The 19,916-nt window shown below is 66.9% G+C and carries 19 protein-coding genes; 5 read left to right on the top strand and 14 right to left on the bottom strand.

All coding sequences use genetic code 11. The features are described from left to right. Positions 1-62 precede the first annotated feature (62 nt). A complete protein-coding gene (locus tag PGN27_RS14640) occupies positions 63-824 on the top strand; it encodes a pirin family protein (protein ID WP_335326755.1) in 762 nt (253 codons plus the stop codon). Further along, complete coding sequence (locus PGN27_RS14635) at positions 805-2,109, top strand: PQQ-dependent sugar dehydrogenase (protein ID WP_335326754.1); 1,305 nt, start codon at positions 805-807, stop codon at positions 2,107-2,109. Before PGN27_RS14640 ends, PGN27_RS14635 begins: the two co-directional genes overlap by 20 nt. On the opposite strand, the gene PGN27_RS14630 is transcribed toward PGN27_RS14635, so the two are convergent. Beyond that, positions 2,102-2,380, bottom strand: coding sequence for a GlsB/YeaQ/YmgE family stress response membrane protein (locus tag PGN27_RS14630; protein ID WP_335326753.1), 279 nt, complete (start codon positions 2,378-2,380; stop codon positions 2,102-2,104). The genes PGN27_RS14635 and PGN27_RS14630 overlap by 8 nt on opposite strands. 172 nt (positions 2,381-2,552) lie before the next feature. On the opposite strand from PGN27_RS14630, the gene PGN27_RS14625 reads away from it, so the two are divergent. Next, positions 2,553-3,641, top strand: coding sequence for a phosphodiester glycosidase family protein (locus tag PGN27_RS14625; RefSeq protein ID WP_335326752.1), 1,089 nt, complete (start codon positions 2,553-2,555; stop codon positions 3,639-3,641). On the opposite strand, the gene PGN27_RS14620 is transcribed toward PGN27_RS14625, so the two are convergent. Next, on the bottom strand, positions 3,634-4,287 hold the full coding sequence (locus PGN27_RS14620) for a GNAT family N-acetyltransferase (RefSeq protein ID WP_335326751.1): 654 nt from the start codon (positions 4,285-4,287) through the stop codon (positions 3,634-3,636). The two genes, PGN27_RS14625 and PGN27_RS14620, sit on opposite strands and share 8 nt — an antisense overlap. Positions 4,288-4,333: 46 nt before the next feature. Between PGN27_RS14620 and PGN27_RS14615 the strand changes: the two genes are divergently transcribed. Next, positions 4,334-4,939 carry a TetR/AcrR family transcriptional regulator gene (locus PGN27_RS14615; protein ID WP_335326750.1) on the top strand — a complete coding sequence of 202 codons (606 nt, stop codon included), beginning with the start codon at positions 4,334-4,336 and terminating at the stop codon, positions 4,937-4,939. Then, positions 4,936-6,012 (top strand): saccharopine dehydrogenase family protein, encoded by a 1,077-nt coding sequence (locus tag PGN27_RS14610; RefSeq protein ID WP_335326749.1) that lies wholly within the window; start codon positions 4,936-4,938, stop codon positions 6,010-6,012. Before PGN27_RS14615 ends, PGN27_RS14610 begins: the two co-directional genes overlap by 4 nt. On the opposite strand, the gene PGN27_RS14605 is transcribed toward PGN27_RS14610, so the two are convergent. The 12 genes from PGN27_RS14605 to PGN27_RS14550 all read right to left on the bottom strand — a co-directional run bounded on the left by PGN27_RS14605 (position 6,009) and on the right by PGN27_RS14550 (position 19,907). Beyond that, on the bottom strand, positions 6,009-8,432 hold the full coding sequence (locus PGN27_RS14605; RefSeq protein WP_335326748.1) for a hypothetical protein: 2,424 nt from the start codon (positions 8,430-8,432) through the stop codon (positions 6,009-6,011). The two genes, PGN27_RS14610 and PGN27_RS14605, sit on opposite strands and share 4 nt — an antisense overlap. 82 nt (positions 8,433-8,514) lie before the next feature. Beyond that, entirely contained in the window at positions 8,515-9,345 is an 831-nt protein-coding gene (locus tag PGN27_RS14600) for an SDR family NAD(P)-dependent oxidoreductase (protein WP_335326747.1), read from the bottom strand. 9 nt (positions 9,346-9,354) lie between these two features. Beyond that, entirely contained in the window at positions 9,355-10,032 is a 678-nt protein-coding gene (locus tag PGN27_RS14595) for a YoaK family protein (RefSeq protein ID WP_335326746.1), read from the bottom strand. A 23-nt stretch (positions 10,033-10,055) separates the two neighbouring features. Beyond that, positions 10,056-10,847, bottom strand: coding sequence for a mammalian cell entry protein (locus PGN27_RS14590; protein WP_335326745.1), 792 nt, complete (start codon positions 10,845-10,847; stop codon positions 10,056-10,058). Continuing rightward, a complete protein-coding gene (locus tag PGN27_RS14585) occupies positions 10,814-11,365 on the bottom strand; it encodes an Rv1363c family protein (protein ID WP_335326744.1) in 552 nt (183 codons plus the stop codon). The genes PGN27_RS14590 and PGN27_RS14585 overlap by 34 nt, the downstream gene beginning before the upstream one ends. Further along, positions 11,362-12,339 (bottom strand): RDD family protein, encoded by a 978-nt coding sequence (locus PGN27_RS14580; RefSeq protein ID WP_335326743.1) that lies wholly within the window; start codon positions 12,337-12,339, stop codon positions 11,362-11,364. Before PGN27_RS14580 ends, PGN27_RS14585 begins: the two co-directional genes overlap by 4 nt. Beyond that, positions 12,336-12,983 carry an Rv1363c family protein gene (locus PGN27_RS14575; RefSeq protein ID WP_335326742.1) on the bottom strand — a complete coding sequence of 216 codons (648 nt, stop codon included), beginning with the start codon at positions 12,981-12,983 and terminating at the stop codon, positions 12,336-12,338. Before PGN27_RS14575 ends, PGN27_RS14580 begins: the two co-directional genes overlap by 4 nt. Further along, positions 12,953-14,503 carry an MCE family protein gene (locus PGN27_RS14570; RefSeq protein ID WP_335328734.1) on the bottom strand — a complete coding sequence of 517 codons (1,551 nt, stop codon included), beginning with the start codon at positions 14,501-14,503 and terminating at the stop codon, positions 12,953-12,955. The genes PGN27_RS14575 and PGN27_RS14570 overlap by 31 nt, the downstream gene beginning before the upstream one ends. A gap of 6 nt (positions 14,504-14,509) precedes the next feature. Then, positions 14,510-15,652 carry a virulence factor Mce family protein gene (locus tag PGN27_RS14565; RefSeq protein ID WP_335326741.1) on the bottom strand — a complete coding sequence of 381 codons (1,143 nt, stop codon included), beginning with the start codon at positions 15,650-15,652 and terminating at the stop codon, positions 14,510-14,512. Beyond that, positions 15,649-17,286 carry a virulence factor Mce family protein gene (locus PGN27_RS14560; protein WP_335326740.1) on the bottom strand — a complete coding sequence of 546 codons (1,638 nt, stop codon included), beginning with the start codon at positions 17,284-17,286 and terminating at the stop codon, positions 15,649-15,651. The genes PGN27_RS14565 and PGN27_RS14560 overlap by 4 nt, the downstream gene beginning before the upstream one ends. A 9-nt stretch (positions 17,287-17,295) precedes the next feature. Continuing rightward, positions 17,296-18,879 carry a virulence factor Mce family protein gene (locus PGN27_RS14555; RefSeq protein ID WP_335326739.1) on the bottom strand — a complete coding sequence of 528 codons (1,584 nt, stop codon included), beginning with the start codon at positions 18,877-18,879 and terminating at the stop codon, positions 17,296-17,298. Then, positions 18,876-19,907 (bottom strand): MCE family protein, encoded by a 1,032-nt coding sequence (locus PGN27_RS14550; protein ID WP_335326738.1) that lies wholly within the window; start codon positions 19,905-19,907, stop codon positions 18,876-18,878. The genes PGN27_RS14555 and PGN27_RS14550 overlap by 4 nt, the downstream gene beginning before the upstream one ends. Between the last annotated feature and the right edge of the window lie 9 nt (positions 19,908-19,916).

The raw sequence follows: 19,916 nt of genomic DNA, 5'->3' as shown, positions 1-19,916 counted from the left end.
TCATCTAAGTTGTGCTGTCCATAGCCGCCACCTAGGCTGGCATGTGAAATCGAGGAGCATCGATGACCCGCACCGCATCCGTGGACATCCGGCCCGCCGCCGACCGCGCGGCGACCAAGATCTCGTGGCTGGACTCCAAGCACTCGTTCTCTTTCGGGGACCATTACGACCCGGCCAACACCCATTTCGGGTTGCTGCTGGTCAACAATGACGACCGTGTCGCGCCTGCGAAGGGCTTCGACACCCACCCGCACCGGGACATGGAGATCGTCACCTGGGTCATGCAGGGCTCGCTGGTCCACCAGGATTCGACCGGTAACTCCGGTGTCATCTATCCGGGTCTGGCGCAACGGATGTCGGCCGGGCGCGGCATCCTGCACTCGGAGAAGAACGACTCCTGGCGGCTGACCGGTAGTGAAACCCACAGTGAACCGGTGCATTTCGTGCAGATGTGGGTGGTTCCCGACGAATCCGGCCGTGACCCGGGTTACCAGCAACTGGAGATCGACGACGAACTCCTGCGCGGTGGGCTGGTCACCATAGCCTCCGGGATGCCCGAGCACCGCGACCAGTCCGCCATCACGATCGGCAACAAGTACGCCGCACTACACGGCGCCCGACTGCAGGCCGGTGAGACGGTGCAACTGCCGCAGGCGCCCTATCTGCACCTGTTCGTGCCGCGCGGTGCCGTCACCCTCGAGGGCGCCGGCGAACTGGGGCAGGGCGACGCCGCCCGGCTCACCGCGACCGGTGGTCAGCGGGTCACCGCCTCCGAACCGTCGGAGATACTGCTCTGGGAGATGCATGCCGGTCTGGCAGGTTAGCCACCGAATCACCTGGGCCCTGGTGGGTGCCGCGCTGGTCGCCGGGTGCTCGACCGACACCGCACCCGACACCGCGCAGTCGGGCACCTCCGCCGCCACCACATCGGGCGAGCCACCGTCGGCGCCGCGCACCGCCGAACTGACCGAGGTGACCGTCGACGTTCCCGACGCGATGCGCGCGGCACCGTTCGACGAGCCCCGCCGGGCACTGGTCCCGGCGGGGTGGACGCTGTCTGTCTGGGCGCGCACGGACAAACCCCGGCTGATGTCCTGGGCCCCCGACGGCGCCCTACTTGTCTCGATTCCCAGTGCCGGACAGGTGCTTTCGATACGGGACGGGATGGCGAACGTATTGCTCGACGGGCTCACCCAACCTCATGGACTCACCTTCGCGTCGAACCGGCTGTACATCGCGGAGAGCAATCGAATCAGCTCGTACGTCTACCGCGATGGTGCTGCCGTCGAGCCAAGGGTGGTCGCCGACGACCTGCCCGACGGGCGCAGCCCAGACCTGCGTGGCGCCTACTCCCATGCCCTCAAGAGCGTCGCGGTGGGATCCGACGGCGCGGTGTACTTCTCGATCGGATCCACCGGCAACATCTCCGAGCAGGACCGCACGGCCACACCTCCACGCGCCACCATCATGCGGGTGGCACCCGAGGGCGGTCCGGCCCGACCCTTTTCGACGGGTGTCCGCAACGGGACCGGGTTGGCCGTCGCACCCGATGGTGCGGTCTGGACCGCGGTCAACAACCGTGACAACATCGCCGACCCGTCGACCGGACAGGTCGATCCGGCGTACGTCGACGACAACCCCCCGGAGTCGGTCGCCAAACTGACCCCCGGTCGCGAACTGGGTTGGCCCTACTGCAATCCCGATGGCGGTCCGGCCAACCTGCCGCTGATCCGCGATGTGCAGACCAACCCCGACGGCGCCCGGATGGACTGTGCCGCGCTGCCGCCCATCGAGCAGAGCCTGGGCGCGCATTCGGCCCCGTTGGGCCTGAGCTTCAGCACCGGGCAGTTGCCCGCACCGTACGACAGCGGAGCACTGATCGGCGTGCACGGCTCCTGGAACCGCCAGAGCCCGCAGCCGCCCGAGGTGTCCTACTTCGCCTGGCGCGACGGGGAACTCGGCGACCAGCAGACGCTCGTCGGCGGCTTCCAGTCCGACGATGGGACGCGCTGGGGCAGACCGGTCGCCGCAGTCACCGGACCCGATGGGTCGGTGTACATCACCGATGACTACGCCGACGCGGTCTACCGCCTGACCCCGCCTACCTGACCGGCGTACCGCGCCGTCCGGTGGCGCCGACGTAGATGGCGATCAGCACGATCGCCACCGCGATGCCGACAAGGAACGGGATGATGGCAAAACCACCATTGGCATTCGCATAGCCGACCTGATAGGTCACCCAGCTACCGATGAGCGAACCCGCCGCGCCGAGCAGCACGGTCATCAGGATTCCGATGTTCTGCTTTCCCGGCATGATGAGGCGCGCCAGCGCTCCGACGATCAGTCCGACGATGAGGGCGCCGAGGATTGTTCCGATCATTGCTGCTCCTAGCTCGCGTGGCACAGCCTGTTGACTGATGGGCAGAGGAGTACCCAAAGACACTGACACTCAAGCGGATAACCCGATGCGCAACCGTGACGCGACTGTGACGAAAGTTGACAGCGTTGCTGCTGTGATTGATGGTGATCGTCTGCGCCCCGCTTCAGAAGGAATGATCGTGCCCACCGTCGCCCCCCGCCTCCGACGTTTCGTCGCTGGTACCGCCGCACTCGTGGTCGGTGCGGCACTGGCAACGTGCACCGGCGCACCCACCGCGTCGGCGGCGGACGGCCGCAGTTTGCTGGCCGCCGCGATCGCCAATACCAAGGGTTCCTATCTGGTGTACAACTTCGGCGGCGGATATCCCGCACCGATGCTCGACGCCGGCGGTCGTTGGTATGAGGCGGGCAACGGCGGTCGGGTGATGGTCATCAAGGGCGCCTCACAGCGGCTGGCGCCGCGGCTGTTGGTGGACACCCACAACGGTTATCAGGCGCGCTGCGAACGCACTCCGGGCGCACGGACAGGCGAGGGTCTGGTCCAGGCCTCCGAGATCTACACCCCGATCGCCGCCTGGCAGGCGCTCGGGCAACCCACGATCGCGGTGAACGCCAACTTCTTCGATATCCGCGGCCAGCAGGGCGGGTCGTGGAAAACGACCGGATGCAGTTCGCCGCTGGGCGCCTATGTCGACAACACCCGCGGACTCGGCAAGCTCAACCTGCCGCTGACCGGAACCCTGGCTTATGCGGGTAAACAGGGCCTCTCCGGCGGCAACGAGATCTGGACCCCGCTCGCCACCATGATCCTGCCGACCTCGGGCACCCCGTTCATGGTGATGCCACGCTCGGCCGACGATTTCGATGCGGCCACTCCGGTGATCGCCGACCTGATCAACAAGGGCACCCGCTTCGTTGCCGTCGCGGGTCTCGGGCTGCTGGCTCCCGGCGATACCGGCCAGATGAACGATCCCGGCCCGTCGGCGGCCCGCACCGCGTTGGGCTACGTCCGCGACCGCGACGAGTTCTACGTGTTCCAGGGCGGGAGCTACACCCCCGACCAGATTCAGGATCTGTTCCGCGGCCTGGGATCCGATACCGCCATCCTGCTCGACGGCGGTGGCTCCTCGGCAATAGTCCTGCGCCGCGACACCGGCGGGATGTGGGCCGGCGCCGGTGTGCCCAAGGGATCGTGTGACACCCTTCAGGTGCTCTGCGATTCCAAGGAACGCGCCCTGCCGAGCTGGCTGGCCTTCAACTGAGCAGGGAGCGCGCGTACAGCCGCAATCCGGCCGTTCCGAAGGTCTGCTCGAAACTGCGGTCGCGATAGTCGGTGGTCAGCTCGAAGCCGTGGCGCATCCACGTCCGCTCTGCACGCACATTCCCGTTCAGGCACAACACTTGTGCATCCCGGTAGCCGCTCTCCCTGCCGACCGCCAGTACATGCCGGAGCAGCGCATCGATGACCCCGGCGCCGCGGTGCCCCGGGGCCACCGCGACGTTCTCGACACCCCAGCAGCCCTCGATGTTCGGCGGGGTGGCGCGCGCCAACGCCACTGCACGCTGAACCACGGCCGCGACGGCACCCTCGGCTAGGCCCAGCTCGGCCACCCGCGTGAGGATCTCGCGTTCCAGCACGGCCGTGCCCGCGGTCGCGGTATCGAATCCCGTCATCGCGGCGACCGGCCGGCCGTCGACTTCGGCGACCCAGAACCGATCGATGTGGCACCAGTGCGGCACGCCCGAGCGGCACACCGATTGCAACAGCGAATCGACCTGGTCTGACGGGATTTCCAGGAGGACATCCCACACACAATGTGGCAGATGCGAGGTGGCGGCCGTTCGCATCACCCAGGTCAGGAAGTCGAGGTCCTGCGGTTCGGCCGGACGTATCAGGGGAGTTGGCATGACGTCATCCTAGCGCTTGCTACTAGCACTCGCTAGGATGGTCCTCATGAGCACCCGCGACAGGCTTGTCGACGCCGCGATCCGCTGCCTGGCCGAGGACGGCTGGGCCCGCACCACGACCCGGCGCATCCTTGCGGTCGCCGGTGCACATGCGCCGGATGTCAACTACTACTTCGGCTCCAAGGACGGACTCATGCACGAGGCCGCCGTACGGGTTACCCGGCGGTGGGCGCAGGGGCCGCTCCGCCAGGCCGACGCCACTGCCGGGGCCACTGCCGATGCCGATACCGGCGCGCGCCTGACCGCGGTGCTGCAGAGATTTCTCGACAATCTGCACGCTGACCGCACCGACGCGGTGGCAGCCATCGAAGTGTTCGCACAGGCGGAACGCAGCGAGGCGCTGCGTTCCGAGCTCAGGGACGCCTACGAGGACTTCCGCGCCGCGGTCGGGGACATCGCGCGTCCACAGACCGCCGAGTGGAACAGTTCGGAGATTCGAGCATTGGCCACCGTGCTGATCGCGCTGTTCGACGGGCTTGCGGTGCAGTCCGTATTCGATCCCGACGGCGTCCCTGGCGCCTCCGACCTGGTGCACGCATTGGCGATACTCGCCGGCGTATTGCACGACGCGGACGGAGCCGGGCAGCAATGAGCGATCCGGGACCCATTCTGATCGCGGGGGGCTACGGCGTGGTCGGCGGCCATCTTGCCGAACTCCTTGCTCCGCGGTATCCCGGCCGGCTGGTCATCACCGGGCGCGACCGGGACCGCGCCGCGACGGCAGCGGCCGCACTGGCGAACGGCTGCCTGGCAGACCATCTCGACGCCGCAGATGCCGAGTCCGTGCAGGCCGTCATCCGATCGCACCGACCCACGCTGGTCATCTCGTGCGCAGGGAGGACCGAACCGGCACTGGCCCACGCATGCCTGACGGGCGGGGTGCACTACATCGACGTCTCGGCCGATGCGCCAGGAATCACAGCAGTCGAACAGTTCCACACGCTCGCAGTCCAGTCCGCCGCGACCGCCGTCCTCAGCGTCGGCGTCGCACCTGGACTGACGAATCTACTTGCCCTCGAGGTCGTTTCGGGCCTCGACCACGTCGAACGCCTCGACGTCGGGGTACAGCTCAGCATCGGAGACACGCATGGTGCCGCGGCGATCGACTGGACGCTGGCCAATATGGGCGCCCCCTTCCCGGTGGCGTCGGACCGACGGAAAGGCGCCGTGCCTTATGAACGTCCGTTCGCCGCACAACACCGACTCGACTTCGGTGGGCCGGCCCGGGTCCGCGCGGGAGGTTTCAACTTTCCCGAACAGCGAACCTTGGCTCGTACCCTCAACGTCCCCGACGTCCGCTCATGGCTGGCCCTGCGGCCCCGCATCGTCCATGCCGTCGCCGCGTTCACCGTCCGCACCGGGTTGGCCCGCGCCCTGAGTTCGCCCGCGGTACGCGCCGTGCTCGCATCAGCCATGGGTGAGCCGATCCCGCACGGTGGGGACAGCTTCGCCGTCTGCGCCGAAGCATCGGGCACCCGCGACGGTCAGCCACAGCGCATCAGCATGTGGTTCGCGGGCCGCGGCGAAGCGGCGATGACGGCCGAAGTCTCAGCCCGGGTAGCCCGTCTCGTGCTGGAAAGCCGCCAATCACCCGGTGTCTGGCATATCGAGCAACTACCCGCCGCGCAGCGATTGCTGAACGACATCACCCGCCGTGTCGGCTAAGCGGCCTTCTTGGTGTCCGCCTTGGTCGTCTCGGACTTCTCGGTGTCCGGCTTCTTCGCCTCAGGCTTCGTGGACTCCGCAGTCTCGGATGTACGCGCGTCGGCCTGCGTGCCACCGGCGGCCGTCCTGCTCTCCGGCTCCTCCGTGGTGCCGAGTGCATCGGTGATGTCACGCACCGCGCTCCGTGCCGTGTCCTTCTTGCCGGCCGGTTTGTCCAACTCCAGGGCATCGGCGTCGCGATCCACTTCCGACGTCGGTTCATCGACGGCGACCTGATCGGTGACCTCGTCGTCGGCCAGATCGTCCTCGGTCACCTCGTCGTCGGTGACATCCTCGATCACCTCGTCGTCGACGACTTCCGCTTCGGTCACATCCGCGACCTCGTCGTCGGTCGAACCCTCGGTGTCGACCGACTCACCCTCTGGCGCAGCATGTTTGGGCTCAGCTCCCGAATCCTCGGGAATCGGTGCGCTGGGATCGGCGGCATGCTTGCCCGCGGACTCCTGCGCACCGGTATCCACCGACAGCGTCACCAGTGCGGAATCGGTGTCGGGAAGCGCGGCCGGGTCGGCGTCTGCCTGACGCCGCGCGTCGGCAGGCTGGGCCGCGGGTTGCGCCGAGGCGAGCAGGGCGTCGATTCCTGCCTGCAATCCGCCGAGATTGAGCCCACCGGTGAGGGCCTGGATGAGCTTGCCCAGATTTTCCAGGACGTTGGGCGGTGCCGCGGTGGGGGTGGCGCTGAAGAACTCCTTCTGGAAACCGTTGACCAGCGACGTGAAGACGTCGTTCATGGCCTGGCCCCAGTCCACCGTCGGGAAGGACATGAACGGTGTCGCGCTGCCCGCCTCGTCCAGGGTCCTGGTCCAGGTGCCGTCGGCATTGCGCACGACGTCGGTGTATCCCAGGTTGACCAGGCTGGTCAGGGCCGGCGACAACGCATTGGCCAGGCGGTAGGCCACCGTGCCCAACGTGCCGAAGCTGACGGTGTTCAGGACATCGCCGATCAGATACAGCGGTTCCAGCAGCGGCAACGTCCTGGTTGCCAGGGTCAGATAGATGTTGATGTCCAGCGGGCTACCCAGATCGAGGGCTCCGGCGACGGTGTCACCGACCTCACCGAGGATCTGGTCCAGCGCGCTGTCGAGATCCACCCCGCGCAGGATGTAGGACGCACCGATGGTGCCGGCCAGCAGATTGTTGAACAGCGACACCGGATTCGGCCAGGCCGCGAAGTCGGAGAAGGGTTGGTATTGCACGGTGGCATCAATCTTGATCGGCACCAGGTTGGCCGCGCCGAGTTCGATCCCGGTTCCCAGGACCGGAATTCCCACTCCCTCGTTGGTCGCGGCCACGTCGGGTGTGCGGACGTCGATGCCCAGTAGGTCGAATAACGGGTAGAACCTGGCGAGCATGCCGCCGTTTGCGCGACCGACATTATTGGCCAGGATCATCGGCAACAGCGTCAGGCTGCCCAGCGGACCGCCACCGCCACCCACCCGCGGTTGGTTGGCCAGATCGGCCAGCACCTGCTCGTAGGCCGAACCGGCTGCCATCGCCCCGAAGCCGTAGCCGATGACGATCGGGATCCGGACGTCCATCAGGCTCAGGTCGGGAAGGTCGATGCCGATGAGAATGCCCGTCACTCCCTCGAGCAACGGCCCCAGCAGCGGTATCTGCCCGACGGCGGCACCGGCCAGGCCCAGGACGGAGTCCAGCAGGGTCTCCACCCCGACCTGCAGGTAGGAGGTCGAATTGATGGCATCGGCAACGGCATTCGCCGTTCCTGGGGTCCACCCGAGGTCGAGCCCGGCCAACGCCTTGAGCAGGGTGAACGGCTCGCCCGGGGTGATGATGTTGACCCCGGGGATGTTCAGAGCGGCCAGATTCAACGGCGCCGACAGGTCCAGTCCCACCAGCCCGAGTAGCGCGGAGAGCGTGATGTTGCCCTGCGCATCGGTGATGTTCAGCAGGTCCAGGATGCCGATCAACAGCGGGGTGGCCGCACCGAGGATCGGTGCCAGCACCGGTTCCAGCCCGATCGGCACCGCACCGAGAATGTCGTCGAGGAACGCGAGCGGGATCTTGCTCAGTACATCCTCGATGTTCAGGCCGAACGCGCCGCCGATGTTGATACCGGCGATGGCCCGTTCGTAGGCCTCGATGAACGCCTGCAGCGAGTCATAACCGGCCCGGCCCGCGCCGCCGGTGACATCCGGCAGGCTGCCCGGCGGGCCGAAAGGACTCACCCCGGCGGTCAGATCGACCGGTTGCTCCACCACCCGCAGGTAGTGCTCCTCGGGGCGGGGCAGCGGGGCCGGCGCGGCCGCCCCCACCGTCATCGCCGTTGCCGTCGCCGTTGCCGCCGTGACCATTGCCACCCGCTTGGCGCGCTGTGCGGTCCTGCGGTGCTTGCCAGCCATCTATCCCATGCCTCCCCGACGAGTTCTGGCAGGAACTTAGCATCGCCTCACGTGCGGTCTGAAGCTTTTGCTCAGGAAATCATCAGGGTTGGCGCATCACGCTGCGCAGCAAGCGGTCTCGGATGGTTGCCGGCAGCCGGGTCAGCAAAGCCAATTGCAGCTTCGGGCCGGCCCCCACCGCATAGCGTGCGCGAGGCCGCTTTTCGGTGAGCGCCCTGACCACCACCGCGGCCACGCGCTTGGGGTCCACCGCCATCCGCTGGGACACCGGTATCGATTTACGCATACCGGAGATGTGTCGGGCATAGAGCGCCCGTTGCTCTGGCGACAGCGTCGCTTCCGCATCGTCGACCATCGCAGGCGCGCGGCGCCACATATCGGTGTCGGTCTGCGCCGGCTCGATGAGCACGACCGGAATACTCCACGGCCGCAACTCCATTCGCAGCGCGTCAGCGGCAGCCTCGAGCGCGAACTTGGAGGCGGCGTACGCGCCGACCATCGGTGTGGACAGGCGGCCGTTCACACTGGAGATGAACACGACCCTGCCCTGGCTGCCGCGCAGCCTCGGCAGCACGGCTTGCGTCACCGCGAGCTGGCCGATGACGTTGACCTCCAGCTGTTTCCGCCACTGGTCTGCGGTCACGGTCTCCACCGGTCCGGCGACCACGATTCCGGCATTGTTGACGACGGCGTCCAGCTGCGCGGGAAGGGCGGCGTCCAGGGCGGCGATGTGCTCAGCGTCGGTGATATCGAGGATGACCGATGAGATGCGCTGTGGATGAGTGGCCGTCAGCATCGCGCCGTCGACGGTGTTGCGCACGCCGGCAATGACGTCCCATCCCGCGACGGCCAGCTGCTCGGCAATGACACGACCGATTCCTCGGCCGGCGCCGGTGACCAGAACTGTGGGCATGGGCTCAGACTAGTCGGGGCGCTGCACATCGGGTCCGAGCGCGAAGATCAGCCCCGCCGTCGCGACCATGACCGCGGCCAGACCGATGACGGGCGCGACGACGTAGAGCGTCAACGTGGCACCGAGGGCAGCACCGGCACACATCGTCAGGACCACCGTGTAACGCAGCTTCTCGCGTTGGCCGGTGCCGCCGGCGAGCCTGCTGTCGAAGCCGATGCCGACGATCGTCTGGGTGAGCACTGTGGTGGACAGTTCGGCGATGCCGAACTGTCGGGCCGCGGCGTTCTGGATGCCGAAAGTGACTGCTAGCCCGGCAATGAGGATCAACTTCGAATCGTCGTGGTAGTGCAGTACCCCGGTCCCGGCCAGCGTGGCCAGCGTTGTCAACGCCAGGACCTCGACGGTCAACGCCGTCGACATCCAGCGGCGGATCGTCCCGAGGTGACGGACCATCCGACCGCCCACCATCGTGCCGACGACGAAGCTGAGGAAGGCCACCAGTGCCGCCGCCACGTCGACACCGGAGTGCGGAACGAACCAGAATCCCAGGAAGATGACGTTGCCGGTCATGTTGGCGACGAACACGTGACCGAGGACCAACACACTGACCGCGTCGACCAAACCGGTCGCGAACGTCAGCAGCAGCAGCACGGTGACCGTGCGGCGCTGCGATACCGGCGATTCCATGCCAGGAAGCTACCGTCAGGACGTCATAGCCGCGGGGTGAGGTCCAGGGAGGTGATGGCGTCCATCTGGGTGATGAGCCAGCGGGTGCCGTGCTTCTCCATGATCAACCGGTAGGACAGATAGCGCAGGGACGGGATGTTCTTGGTGACCGGACTGGTGGCCACCGAGTTGGTGTAGACGATCGCCGAGGCGTTGTTCGCGTCCATCGATTCGACCGCGGCACCGAGGACCTGCGTGTTGTTCGACACCTGCGCCTGCTTGTTCGGCGCGGCGATCGCGTCGATGTACTTGCGGTACTCGACCTGGAAATCCCCGCCGAGATACTTCGCGGCGCGGTCCGGCAGCGCCTCCATATCCTCGGGCGTGTAGGTCCACAGGGTGCTGATCGCATCGGCGGCGGTGCCTGCGATATCCAGTTTGATCTGCACCTGCGCACGGTCGACCAGATAGGGCGCGGCAGTGGCACCGGCGAAGGCGGCGGCCGCGACGACGGCGACGGCTCCGACGGCAGCCAGGATCTTGACGCGTCGACCCGGCGGTCGGTGCGCCACCAACACCGGTTCGGCCTGAGCCTGGGTATCGGTCTCGGCATCGGGCTCAGTGCCAGTGTCCGTGCCGGCCGGTTCATCGGCCGTCGCCTCCGGCTCGGTATCCGACGCCTCGGTCTTGGTCTCGGACTTGGATGTGGTCTCGACCTTGGATTTGGCCTCGGACTTGGATTTGGCCTCGGACTTTGTCTTCGGCGAGGGTCCCGGTTCTGTCCCGCTTCCGGACCCGGTGGTCAGATCACCTGAATCAGTCGGCTGATCTTCCACTGCTGTCCTTCCTTGATGGCCGTTGCCAACCAACGACTTCCGGTCTCGATGGTCTGTTTGCCGTCGGGCGTGGTGCTGGTCATCTTGGTGGCGACCAGCACATCGGCGCTTCCGTCATCGTTCCACCGTTGGACGCCCGCCTCCAACACCGTGCCGGTGGTCGGCTCAAGGCGAGCCACCTGCAGCACGATCTCGTTCTGCTTCTCGGTGAAGGTGGTCTCGAACTCGCCGGTGCCCTCGGCCTTGATCCGATCGGCATAGTCGTTGGCGTTGAACGGATCCAGCGTCGTGTAGGAGGTCATGAACGCACGGACGTAACCGAGGGCGTCGGCATCGCGAATCGCGGTCTGCCGGTCCGATTCGTGGGTGACCACCAAATAGGAGGCGAAGCCCAGCGAGGCGGCCATCAGCACCGAGACCAGACCGCTCACCAACGGCAAACCCCAGCGCAGCGGCCTGCGCTCCGGCGCCACGAAGTACTCGGGCCGGGCGGGATCGACGATGCGGCGCGGGCTCATCCGCCGCTCGCCTGCATCTGGGGCCGGGTCAGCACCGACAGGTTCTCCACCTGCCACTGATCACCGGCCTTGACGAAATCGACCCGCACGGTCGCGGTGATGAACCGCATCGCGCCGGGATTGCTACCGCGCTGGCCCTGCATTGCCAGCAACATCGACGCGGTGGTCGTCGTCGGCGGCGGCGACTCCAGCACCGCGCTGTTGACCGACCAGTACTCGTTGGACACCAGCGGGGCCTTGCGCAATGCGTCCTGCTGGGCGATCAACTGCGGACGGTAACTGTCGGAGGCCAACGAGCGGGCTCGCTCGAAATCCTGCTCCGCGGTGTCGGGGTTGTAGCTCAGCATCTTCTCCACGATGCCCGCACCCTGAGCCGCGATCTGACCGCGAGCATCCTCCAACGCACGGTCTCCGCGGTACACCACGAAATAGCCCGCGGTCGACGCGCCGATGCCTACCAACGCCACCGCGATCAGACCGATCGCCACAGGTCGCCGCACATCGCGGTCCGGTTCGCCGACGCGCCGAACTTCGGTGCGCAGCAGCAGATCCGCGAAGGTGCGCCGACGACGGTCCAACAATGGCCACAACCAGCCCGCCAGCAGCGGAACGGTGTCGAGAAGATGGGCGATATCGCGCAGCAGCAGCCGGCCGGTGTCGGGCGGGTTTCGATCGCCGGAAGTGCGGTACACCCGGATCCCGGTGACCGCCCGGCCCGCCGTCCAACCGGTCCGCACCGGAAGCACCCACCGGTTGCCCATCAGCACCAGCCCGGTCAGCACCGCCAACCCGGTATAGACCCACCACAGCGTCCCGAGAAACGGTGCGGTCCAGGCCAGCATCGCCAGGGTGCCGATCAGCACCGCACCGAACAGCACATCGATACCGAACGCGGCCGCCCGGGCCCCAAAGGACGCCGGGGGCTCCTGTGACAGCGGATCCACCTCGACCGCGTCGTCGAGAACTGCCGTCACGTGGTGACCTGTACGAGGTTGGCGATCTTGTAGGTGCCGTCGTCGCGCTGCATGGTGACCCTCAGCCGGTACCCCTGCTCCTGGTCGGCGGTCTCGCTGTTGGTCACCTTGGTCCGCACGGCGACCAGGACATCGACCGACCCGTCATCATGGTGGCGTTCGACCGCTGCCCGCAGATCGGCCACCTCCACCTGCACGTTGGCGGCCTGATAGGCCTCCATCATCATCGAGCTGTAGAACACGGCCTGCGCGCCGAAGTCTCCCGTCGAGCAGTCGACGATGCGGCCCTGCGCGGCGCCCATCGACGCCAGATCCGGTGCCTGGGTGGCGATGACGCAATCCTTGGCGGCCTGCAGGGCGACCGCATCGTCGCGGGCGATCTGGTCACTGCGTGCGTTCCACTGGAGCAACAGGTAACCCACCCCGGTCAGGGCGGCCGCAACGATGATCAGGACCACTGCGATGGCGGCCACCCAGCCGCCGCCGAGGCGTCCGGCAACGGATGCCGCACCGGCATCGCTGTCGGTGTCCGTATCGGTGACCGTGTCCTTCTGGGCGTCCTTCTCGGTGTCGGCCGCGGGCTCGGCGGCCTGGATCTCTTCGTCGGTGGGGTTCAGCCGGCTGGTGCCAGCATCTCCTTCCATCCGTTATCTCCTGGATTGCTCGAGTTGTTGACGGAGTACTTGACGCCGTCGGGTCCGACCACTTCACCGCTGGACGGGCTGTACACCGCGGAAGGACCTGCTGCCGGAGTGTAGATGCACGGATTGGGTTGCTGTCCACTGCAGGTGACGGTGCCCTGGCCAGGCGGGGTGAGGGGGTCACTGGTCGGCAGCGTGGTCTGCGGCGGAGGCAGCTGGCTGGCCGGTAGCGGGTTCATCCCGTTGTTGATCGACGGCGCCGGGATGACCTGACCGGGGTTCACCGGACGGGTGCACCGTGCGCCGGCCGCGGGGCAGTCCACGATCTGGTTCGGATCGCCGTACCAGGGGTTGGTACCCAGCGGCACATAGGGCTCCTCGCCACGGCACTCCCGCGGGGTCGCCGCACGCTTGCCGGGGACGTCGACGCACGGGTAGTTACGCGCACCGCGCACCGCGTTGGGCGCATCCTTGGGGATCTTGCAGTACAGCCCCGATGGCAGCGGCTCGGTCTTGGTATCGGCCGGGGAACGCCACTGCGAGGCGGGCAGGAAGCCGGTCAGGCACGGCGGCGGCGCGTTGATCCCCAGCCCGAAATGCAGCAGACCTTCCGGGGCGAAGATCGTCGCCGTCTGGGCGATCGCCGCACCCTGCGGCAGCACCACCAGCACCTGCTCGACGTTCTTGTTGTACCGCTTGAGCATGTCGAGGACGATCTCGAGATTGGCCAGCGTCTGCGGTAGTGACTCGCGCACGTCACCGAACACGGCGTTGAGCTGATCGGCGGTCGGCGCCGCCTGCTGCAACCCGCTGCGCAGGGCGGCATCCTTCTCCGCGGTCTGCGCGCTGATCGTGTTCAGGTTGGCCGCCCACTGCGAGATGGCGTCGCCCGAGTTCACCTGGGACTCGATGATCGGCGCCGAGTTGTCGACGACATCGGTCAGAGCGGGCAGGTTCTCCCGGAAATCACCGGCGAGGTTCTGCGTCGCGTCGACGAGGCGCTGCAGGGACGGGCCCAGCCCGCCGACGGCCTTGGCCGTCTCGTCGAGCAGGACACCGATCTTCTCCTCCGGCAGGGCGGCCAGGCCGCGCTCCGCGGAATCCAGGGCGGGTCCCACCTCGGCGGGCACGGTGCCCTTGGTGATGGTGTCCCCGTCCTTGAAGTGCTGCGGCACGTTGTCGGGGGACACCAGGTCGAGGAACTGCTCACCCACGGCGGACACCGAGTGCACATCGGCGCTGGCGTCGATGGGCACCTGGGTGTCGTTGTTGATGTCCATCGTGACCCTGGCACCGGTCTCGGTCGGCTCCACCTCGATCACCTTGCCGACCGTGGTGCCGCGGAAGGTGACGTTGGCGGTCTTGTACAGACCGGCCGAGTTCGGCAGGTCGGCGTAGAGCCGGTACATGCCGATGCCGGCATACGTCGGCAACCGCAGGTAGCCCAGCGACAGCACCACCAGCGCCACCAACGTCAGCACGACGAAGATGAGCAACTGCGTCTTGATCATTCGGGTCAGCAGCATGACTCACTCCGACCTTTCGATCAGCGGACCATTGGGCGCACTGTTCGGGTTGGGGGTGAACCGCACGTCCGGCATCATCGTCGCCGGATCACGACCCCAGGCCTGCTCCAGCGCCCGCAGCATGCCCGAGATACCGGTACCCGACAGGAAGCCGTTGTCGATGGCACTGAGCGTCAGGTCGATGGTCAGCGAGACGTTGATGTAGTCACCGCGGATCGCCTTCGGGATGTTCTCGATGTTGAACGGCACCGTGAGCAGCAGCTTGAGCGCACCGACCAGATACGGGGAAGCCTTGGCCAGCTCCCGCAGCGGCCGCTGCAGATTCTTCAGGTTGGTGTTCAGGTTCGCGTTGGTGTTGCTCAGCGTCTCGTCAGCCGTCGCGCTGAGCCGCCCGAGCGAGGTCACCGCATCGGCGAACAGGTCCCGGGTATCGGCGAAATGTTTGATCAGCGGCGGGAATTCGGTGAGCACGCGGTCCAGGGTCTCGGTGCGCTTGCTGACGATACCGAGCAGCCGGTTGGTCGAGTCGATGGCGCGCGTCAGGTCCTCACGCTGCTGGTTCATCTCGTAGGTGAAGGTGTCCAGCCGGTTCAACAGCTCCCGGATCTCACCGGAACGCCCGGTCAGGATGGCGTTCACCTCGTTCTGGATCACCTCGATGTTCGGGATGCCGCCGCCGGTCAGGATGCCCGAGATGCTGGCAAGCGTCCGCTCGATGGTGGGAAACGCCGATGATCGTTCCAGCGGAATGGTGTCCCCGTTGCGCAGTTTTTCCGGCGACGGGTCGTCCGGCTCGTCGAGTTCGACGTGCTGGGAACCCAGCAGCGAGGTCTGCCCGATGCGCGCCAGCGCATTCTTGGGCAACTCGACGCCGGGCTCCAGGTCCACCGTCAGCAACGGCGTCCAGTTCTTCAGCTCGATCTTGCGCACCCGGCCGACGAACACATCGGCGACCCGGACCCGGCTGTTGGCGTTGAGCGCCAACGTCTCCGGCATCTGGATGTAGATCGTCGTGCTGCCGTCCTGGGTGCCGGGGCCACCGGGCAGCGGGACATTGGCGATACCTCGCCACTGCCCGCACCCGGTGAGCATCAACCCGGCGACGGCCAGCGCCACGGCACGCGTGGCGATCTTCTTCAGCTTCATCGTGCACCTGCCTCTGCCGGCAGCGGCGGTCCGGCCGGGGCCGCCGGTGCGACCGGCGCCCCCACGGGCACGGCCGGCGGCGGGTCACCCGGGATCACACCCGGTGCCGGGGCCGGCGGCGGTCCCGGTTGCGGATACCACGGCGGGGGTAGCGGATTGTTCTGGTCGTAGGCATTCGGCGGTCCGGGCAGGTTGCCACCCGGGGGCACGCCGAAGGCGGGCGGTGCCGGCGGCGGCACGATATCGGGCCCACCCAGCAACGCGGCCAACGAATCCGGGGTCAGCATGTTCGCGGTGAACGGCTGCACCTCGACGCCCTGCATACCGGGTGCCACGATCCAGCCGGGCTCGTGGTTACCGTGCGAGAACAGGGTGTCCCGGGAGAAGATGCCCGGCACCGTGGTGTCCTTGTACCCCGGCGGCGGACGCAGCCGCGGCTCGGAGTAGGCGATCTGCTTGGGCAGCGTCATCGCACCGGCCGCCAGGTTCATACCGAACGGCAGGTAGTTGAACTTGATCGCGTCCATGATCGGCGCCAGGTACTGCGCGCAGAGCTCCGCGGAATCCTGGTAACCCATCCGGCTACCGGCCTGGATGGAACTGCAGATGAAGTTCAGCGGGTTGGAGAAGTTGGTGACGCCGGGCAGCACCGGAAGACCGACGATGCCACCCTGGTTGGGCGCCACCACGTTGACGACGTTGGCCACCAGGTTCGGGTAGGCATGCAGACCGGTCTCCAGACCGTCGCGAGGCTCGGGCTGCAGGATCGCGGTGGTGACATCCGACAGATTGTTGATGTCGTTGGTCAGCGGGGTCGCGTTCTCGTCGAGGAACTTTCGCGTGGTCGACAGCAACGTGTTCAGATCGTCCACGGCGTTGGCGACCTCACGGTCGGTGTTGGTGAACGAGTTGGTGAACTGCGCCAGGTCGTTGTTCAGCGCCACGAACTGCTGATCGCTCTTGTGCAGCGCGTTGACGAACACCGCGAGGCTCTTGACGATCCCGACGAAATCACCGCGGCCCTCGTTCAGCGCGGTCAGGGCATCCGACAGTCCGGTGAGCGTCTTGTTGAACTGCTCGCCCTTGCCCTCGAACCCGTCGGCGAACGATTCGACGATATCGCCGAACGGGCCCTTCGGCTGCTCGGGTGTGGGGCCCAGATCGGCCAGCAACCGCGTGATCTGGTCGCGCAGCTGGTCGTACTCGACCGGAACCTGCGTGCGGTCCTCGTCGATGACCGCGCCGTCCTGCATCGCCTCTCCGCCGGTGTAGGGCGGGGAGAGCTGGATGACGCGGGAGGCCACCAGCGACGGGTTGAGGATGGAGGCACTGGCGTCCGCGGGCACCTTGTACTTGCTGTCCCAGTGCAGGACCACCTTCATCCGGTCGCCCTGGGGCTCGATGGAATCGATGGCCCCGACCTTGACGCCCATGATGAGCACCTTGTCGCCGGGATAGAGCGCCAGCGTCTGCGGGAAGTAGGCGGTGACCGTGGTGGTGGTCAGCTTCTTGTACACATTCCAACCGACCGCGGCGGCACCGACGGCCACCACGAGCACGATCACGCCGAGGATGACGCTCGCCTTGGAAAGCTGCGGCAGTTTGACGTTGCGGATGTTGAAGATCGTCGACATGTCGGCGCCCTACCCTTCCTGCGAATTGGGCGGGAGGAACGGCGGATTACCCGGCAGCGGTGCGGTGCCCGCCGGCGAGAGCTGCTCACCGGGCCCCGGTGGCGGCGGCGGTCCCGGCAGCGGCGGCGGCAGCGGCGCGCGGCTCGGGATCGGTCCGGGCGGGGCCGGAGCCCCCGGCGGACCGACCGGCACGGTGCGCGCTCCGGGCGGACCCGGCACCAACGGCACCGGTGTGCCGGGCACGTTCGGCGGCAACTGACCAGGAATGCCCGCGCTCGGGACACCAGGTGTCGGTCCGAGTCCGTGCACGTTCGGATCCGAGGTCTGCACACCCACCGGCGGGGGGAAGCCGCCGGGCACCGGACCGTAGGGTCCCTGGCTGAGCTGCGCGCACGGCAGCGGATTGCCCGGGCGGGGCAGGCCGTCGGCGGGCGGGGTGTACGAGCACGGGGATCCCGGCGGGACGGCGGGACCCGGGAACTCCGGGGTGCCTTCGGTCACCTGCGGTGCCGGCGGCGGTGCGCCGTTCTCGAAACGCTGCCCGTTGGGATCGGGGAACTGGAAGGCCGGCAGGCCCGCGTTGCGCCAGAACTCCTCCGGATTGATGCCGCGCTTCTTGAAGGCGGCATCGACGAACGGCTGCAACAGCGTGGGCGGCAGCAGGTTGGCCAGCATCACCTTGAAGTACGGGCCCGACGCCAGCGCCTCGGCGAGGGACGTGATGAACTTGCCCGCGATGGACAGCGTGTCGGCAAGGTCCTGCTTACGCTCGTTGAGCGTATCGCTGATGGTGTTGAGCTGGGTCAGCACCTTGTTCAGATTCGGATTGTCCTGGATGAGACCGGAAACCTGTTGGGACACACCAGAAATCCGCTCCAGCAGCATGTTCACCGCGTAGCTGCGCTCGTTGACGGCGGCCAGCAGGGTCTGGGCGTTGACCAGCAGGGCGTTGACCTGACCGCTGCGATCACCCAGCACGGTGGCGATCTTGTTGGCATTGGCGAGCAACTGCTTGAGCTGCTCGTCACGCTGGCCGAGGGTGTCGGAGAACCGCTGCACCCCCTCCAGCGCCGCACTCAGGTGCGGGTAGGTCTGGTCGACCGTCTCGGACAGCACGTTCAACGACTGCTTGACCGCCTGGGTATCCCAGCCCGCCGTGCCCTGGGTGACGTCGAGGAACGCGTCGTAGATCTGGTACGGCGTCTGAGTCTGCTCGACGGGCAGGAAGCCACGCGGTTTCAGGATCTCGTCGCCGCGAGGCTCCACCTCGATGTTCTTGCGGCCCAACACCGTATCGGTACGGATCGCGGCCCGGCTCTCGGTGCCGATCTGCATCCCGCCGAGGGTGTAGCCGATCTCGACGCGGTCGCCCTTGATCTCCATGCTCTGCACGGTCCCGACATCGACGCCCGCGATGCGCACCTTGTCACCGACGTTGAGACCGCCGGTGTCGTTGAACTGGGCGTAGTACTCCGGCACCGCGAACAGCATCGGCACGCTGGTGATGGACGAGCCGACACCGATGACCAGCGCCACGGTCACCACGCCCATCAGACCCTTGCGGATCCGGTCGTTGCCCTGGATGGTCCTCATTGCGGCGTGCACCTTCCCGTCGGCTGGGTGGTGACCCGCACCGTGCGGACCGGTCCACCCGGCTGAAGACCGTTGAGCCGCAACGAGAGATCGCAGGCGTAGAAGTTGAAGAAGTCACCGTAGATGCCGCCGGCGCGGCCGATGATCTTCAGCGAGGCCGGGATCTTCTGCACGATGTCGTTGACCTGGTCCAGCTGGTCGACCAGCGGCTGCTGGATGGTCTCCAGGTAGCCGAAGGAATCACGCAGCAGCGGCCGGTTGTCCGCCAGCAGATCCGACAGCGAGCCGGCCGCGTCACTGATATCGGCCACCGACGCACCGATCGGATCGGCCCGGTTCTTCAGGCCGGTGATCAACGCCTCGAAGTTCACCAGGGTGTCGTCGAGCTGCTTCTGGTGTTTGACGGTGGTGTCCAGCACGGTGTTGAGGTTGGTGATCACCTCGCCGATCGCCTGATCGCGGTCGGCAAGCGCTGAGGTCAGCTCGGCGGTCTGGTCCAGGATGTTGTTGATGGTGCCGCCCTGGCCCTGGAAGATCGTGATGATCGAATTGGCGATGTTGTTGACCTTGTTCGAGTCAAGGGATTTGAACAACGGGCGGAAGCCACCGACGAGCGCGTCGAGGTCCAACGCCGGCTCGGTGCGTTCCAGCGGGATGGTGCTGCCGGCGGGGAGCACGGTGTTGCTGTCACCGCGTCGCAGTTCCACGTAACGGTTGCCGATGAGGTCCAGATACCGGATGGCAGCGGTGGTTTCGGAGAACAGCTGCAGGTCGCGCTCGACCTCGAAGTCGACGCGCACCCGCTGGCCGCCGTCGATGAGGGTGACGCCCTCGACCTTGCCGACCTCGACACCGTAGGCGCGCACGAACTGGCCGGTGCGCAGGCCGCTGGCGTTCTCGAAGATCGCGGAGTATCCCGTCGTGCGGTCGAACCGCAGTTGGGCGAACACCACGAAGATGACCGCGGTGAAGGTCAGCAGCACTGCCGAGATCGCGCCCAGCTTGAAGAGGGTTCCCTTGATGCTCATGCGGCCTCC

The sequence above is a fragment of the Mycolicibacterium neoaurum genome, assembly GCF_036946495.1.
Lineage (GTDB): Bacteria > Actinomycetota > Actinomycetes > Mycobacteriales > Mycobacteriaceae > Mycobacterium > Mycobacterium neoaurum_B.
The sequence above is the reverse complement of the archived record's forward strand: the minus strand, read 5'-3'. Positions and strand labels throughout refer to the sequence as shown.

Excerpts from the sequence above, each read along its gene's own strand:
- PGN27_RS14625 (WP_335326752.1), top strand. The coding sequence starts at position 2,553 with ATGATCGTGCCCACCGTCGCCCCCCGCCTCCGACGTTTCGTCGCTGGT.
- PGN27_RS14565 (WP_335326741.1), bottom strand. The coding sequence starts at position 15,652 with ATGAAGCTGAAGAAGATCGCCACGCGTGCCGTGGCGCTGGCCGTCGCC.
- PGN27_RS14605 (WP_335326748.1), bottom strand. The coding sequence starts at position 8,432 with ATGGCTGGCAAGCACCGCAGGACCGCACAGCGCGCCAAGCGGGTGGCA.
- PGN27_RS14555 (WP_335326739.1), bottom strand. The coding sequence starts at position 18,879 with ATGAGGACCATCCAGGGCAACGACCGGATCCGCAAGGGTCTGATGGGC.
- PGN27_RS14595 (WP_335326746.1), bottom strand. The coding sequence starts at position 10,032 with ATGGAATCGCCGGTATCGCAGCGCCGCACGGTCACCGTGCTGCTGCTG.
- PGN27_RS14620 (WP_335326751.1), bottom strand. The coding sequence starts at position 4,287 with ATGCCAACTCCCCTGATACGTCCGGCCGAACCGCAGGACCTCGACTTC.
- PGN27_RS14600 (WP_335326747.1), bottom strand. The coding sequence starts at position 9,345 with ATGCCCACAGTTCTGGTCACCGGCGCCGGCCGAGGAATCGGTCGTGTC.
- PGN27_RS14585 (WP_335326744.1), bottom strand. The coding sequence starts at position 11,365 with ATGAGCCCGCGCCGCATCGTCGATCCCGCCCGGCCCGAGTACTTCGTG.
- PGN27_RS14560 (WP_335326740.1), bottom strand. The coding sequence starts at position 17,286 with ATGTCGACGATCTTCAACATCCGCAACGTCAAACTGCCGCAGCTTTCC.
- PGN27_RS14630 (WP_335326753.1), bottom strand. The coding sequence starts at position 2,380 with ATGATCGGAACAATCCTCGGCGCCCTCATCGTCGGACTGATCGTCGGA.
- PGN27_RS14640 (WP_335326755.1), top strand. The coding sequence starts at position 63 with ATGACCCGCACCGCATCCGTGGACATCCGGCCCGCCGCCGACCGCGCG.
- PGN27_RS14550 (WP_335326738.1), bottom strand. The coding sequence starts at position 19,907 with ATGAGCATCAAGGGAACCCTCTTCAAGCTGGGCGCGATCTCGGCAGTG.
- PGN27_RS14635 (WP_335326754.1), top strand. The coding sequence starts at position 805 with ATGCCGGTCTGGCAGGTTAGCCACCGAATCACCTGGGCCCTGGTGGGT.
- PGN27_RS14610 (WP_335326749.1), top strand. The coding sequence starts at position 4,936 with ATGAGCGATCCGGGACCCATTCTGATCGCGGGGGGCTACGGCGTGGTC.
- PGN27_RS14575 (WP_335326742.1), bottom strand. The coding sequence starts at position 12,983 with ATGGAAGGAGATGCTGGCACCAGCCGGCTGAACCCCACCGACGAAGAG.
- PGN27_RS14615 (WP_335326750.1), top strand. The coding sequence starts at position 4,334 with ATGAGCACCCGCGACAGGCTTGTCGACGCCGCGATCCGCTGCCTGGCC.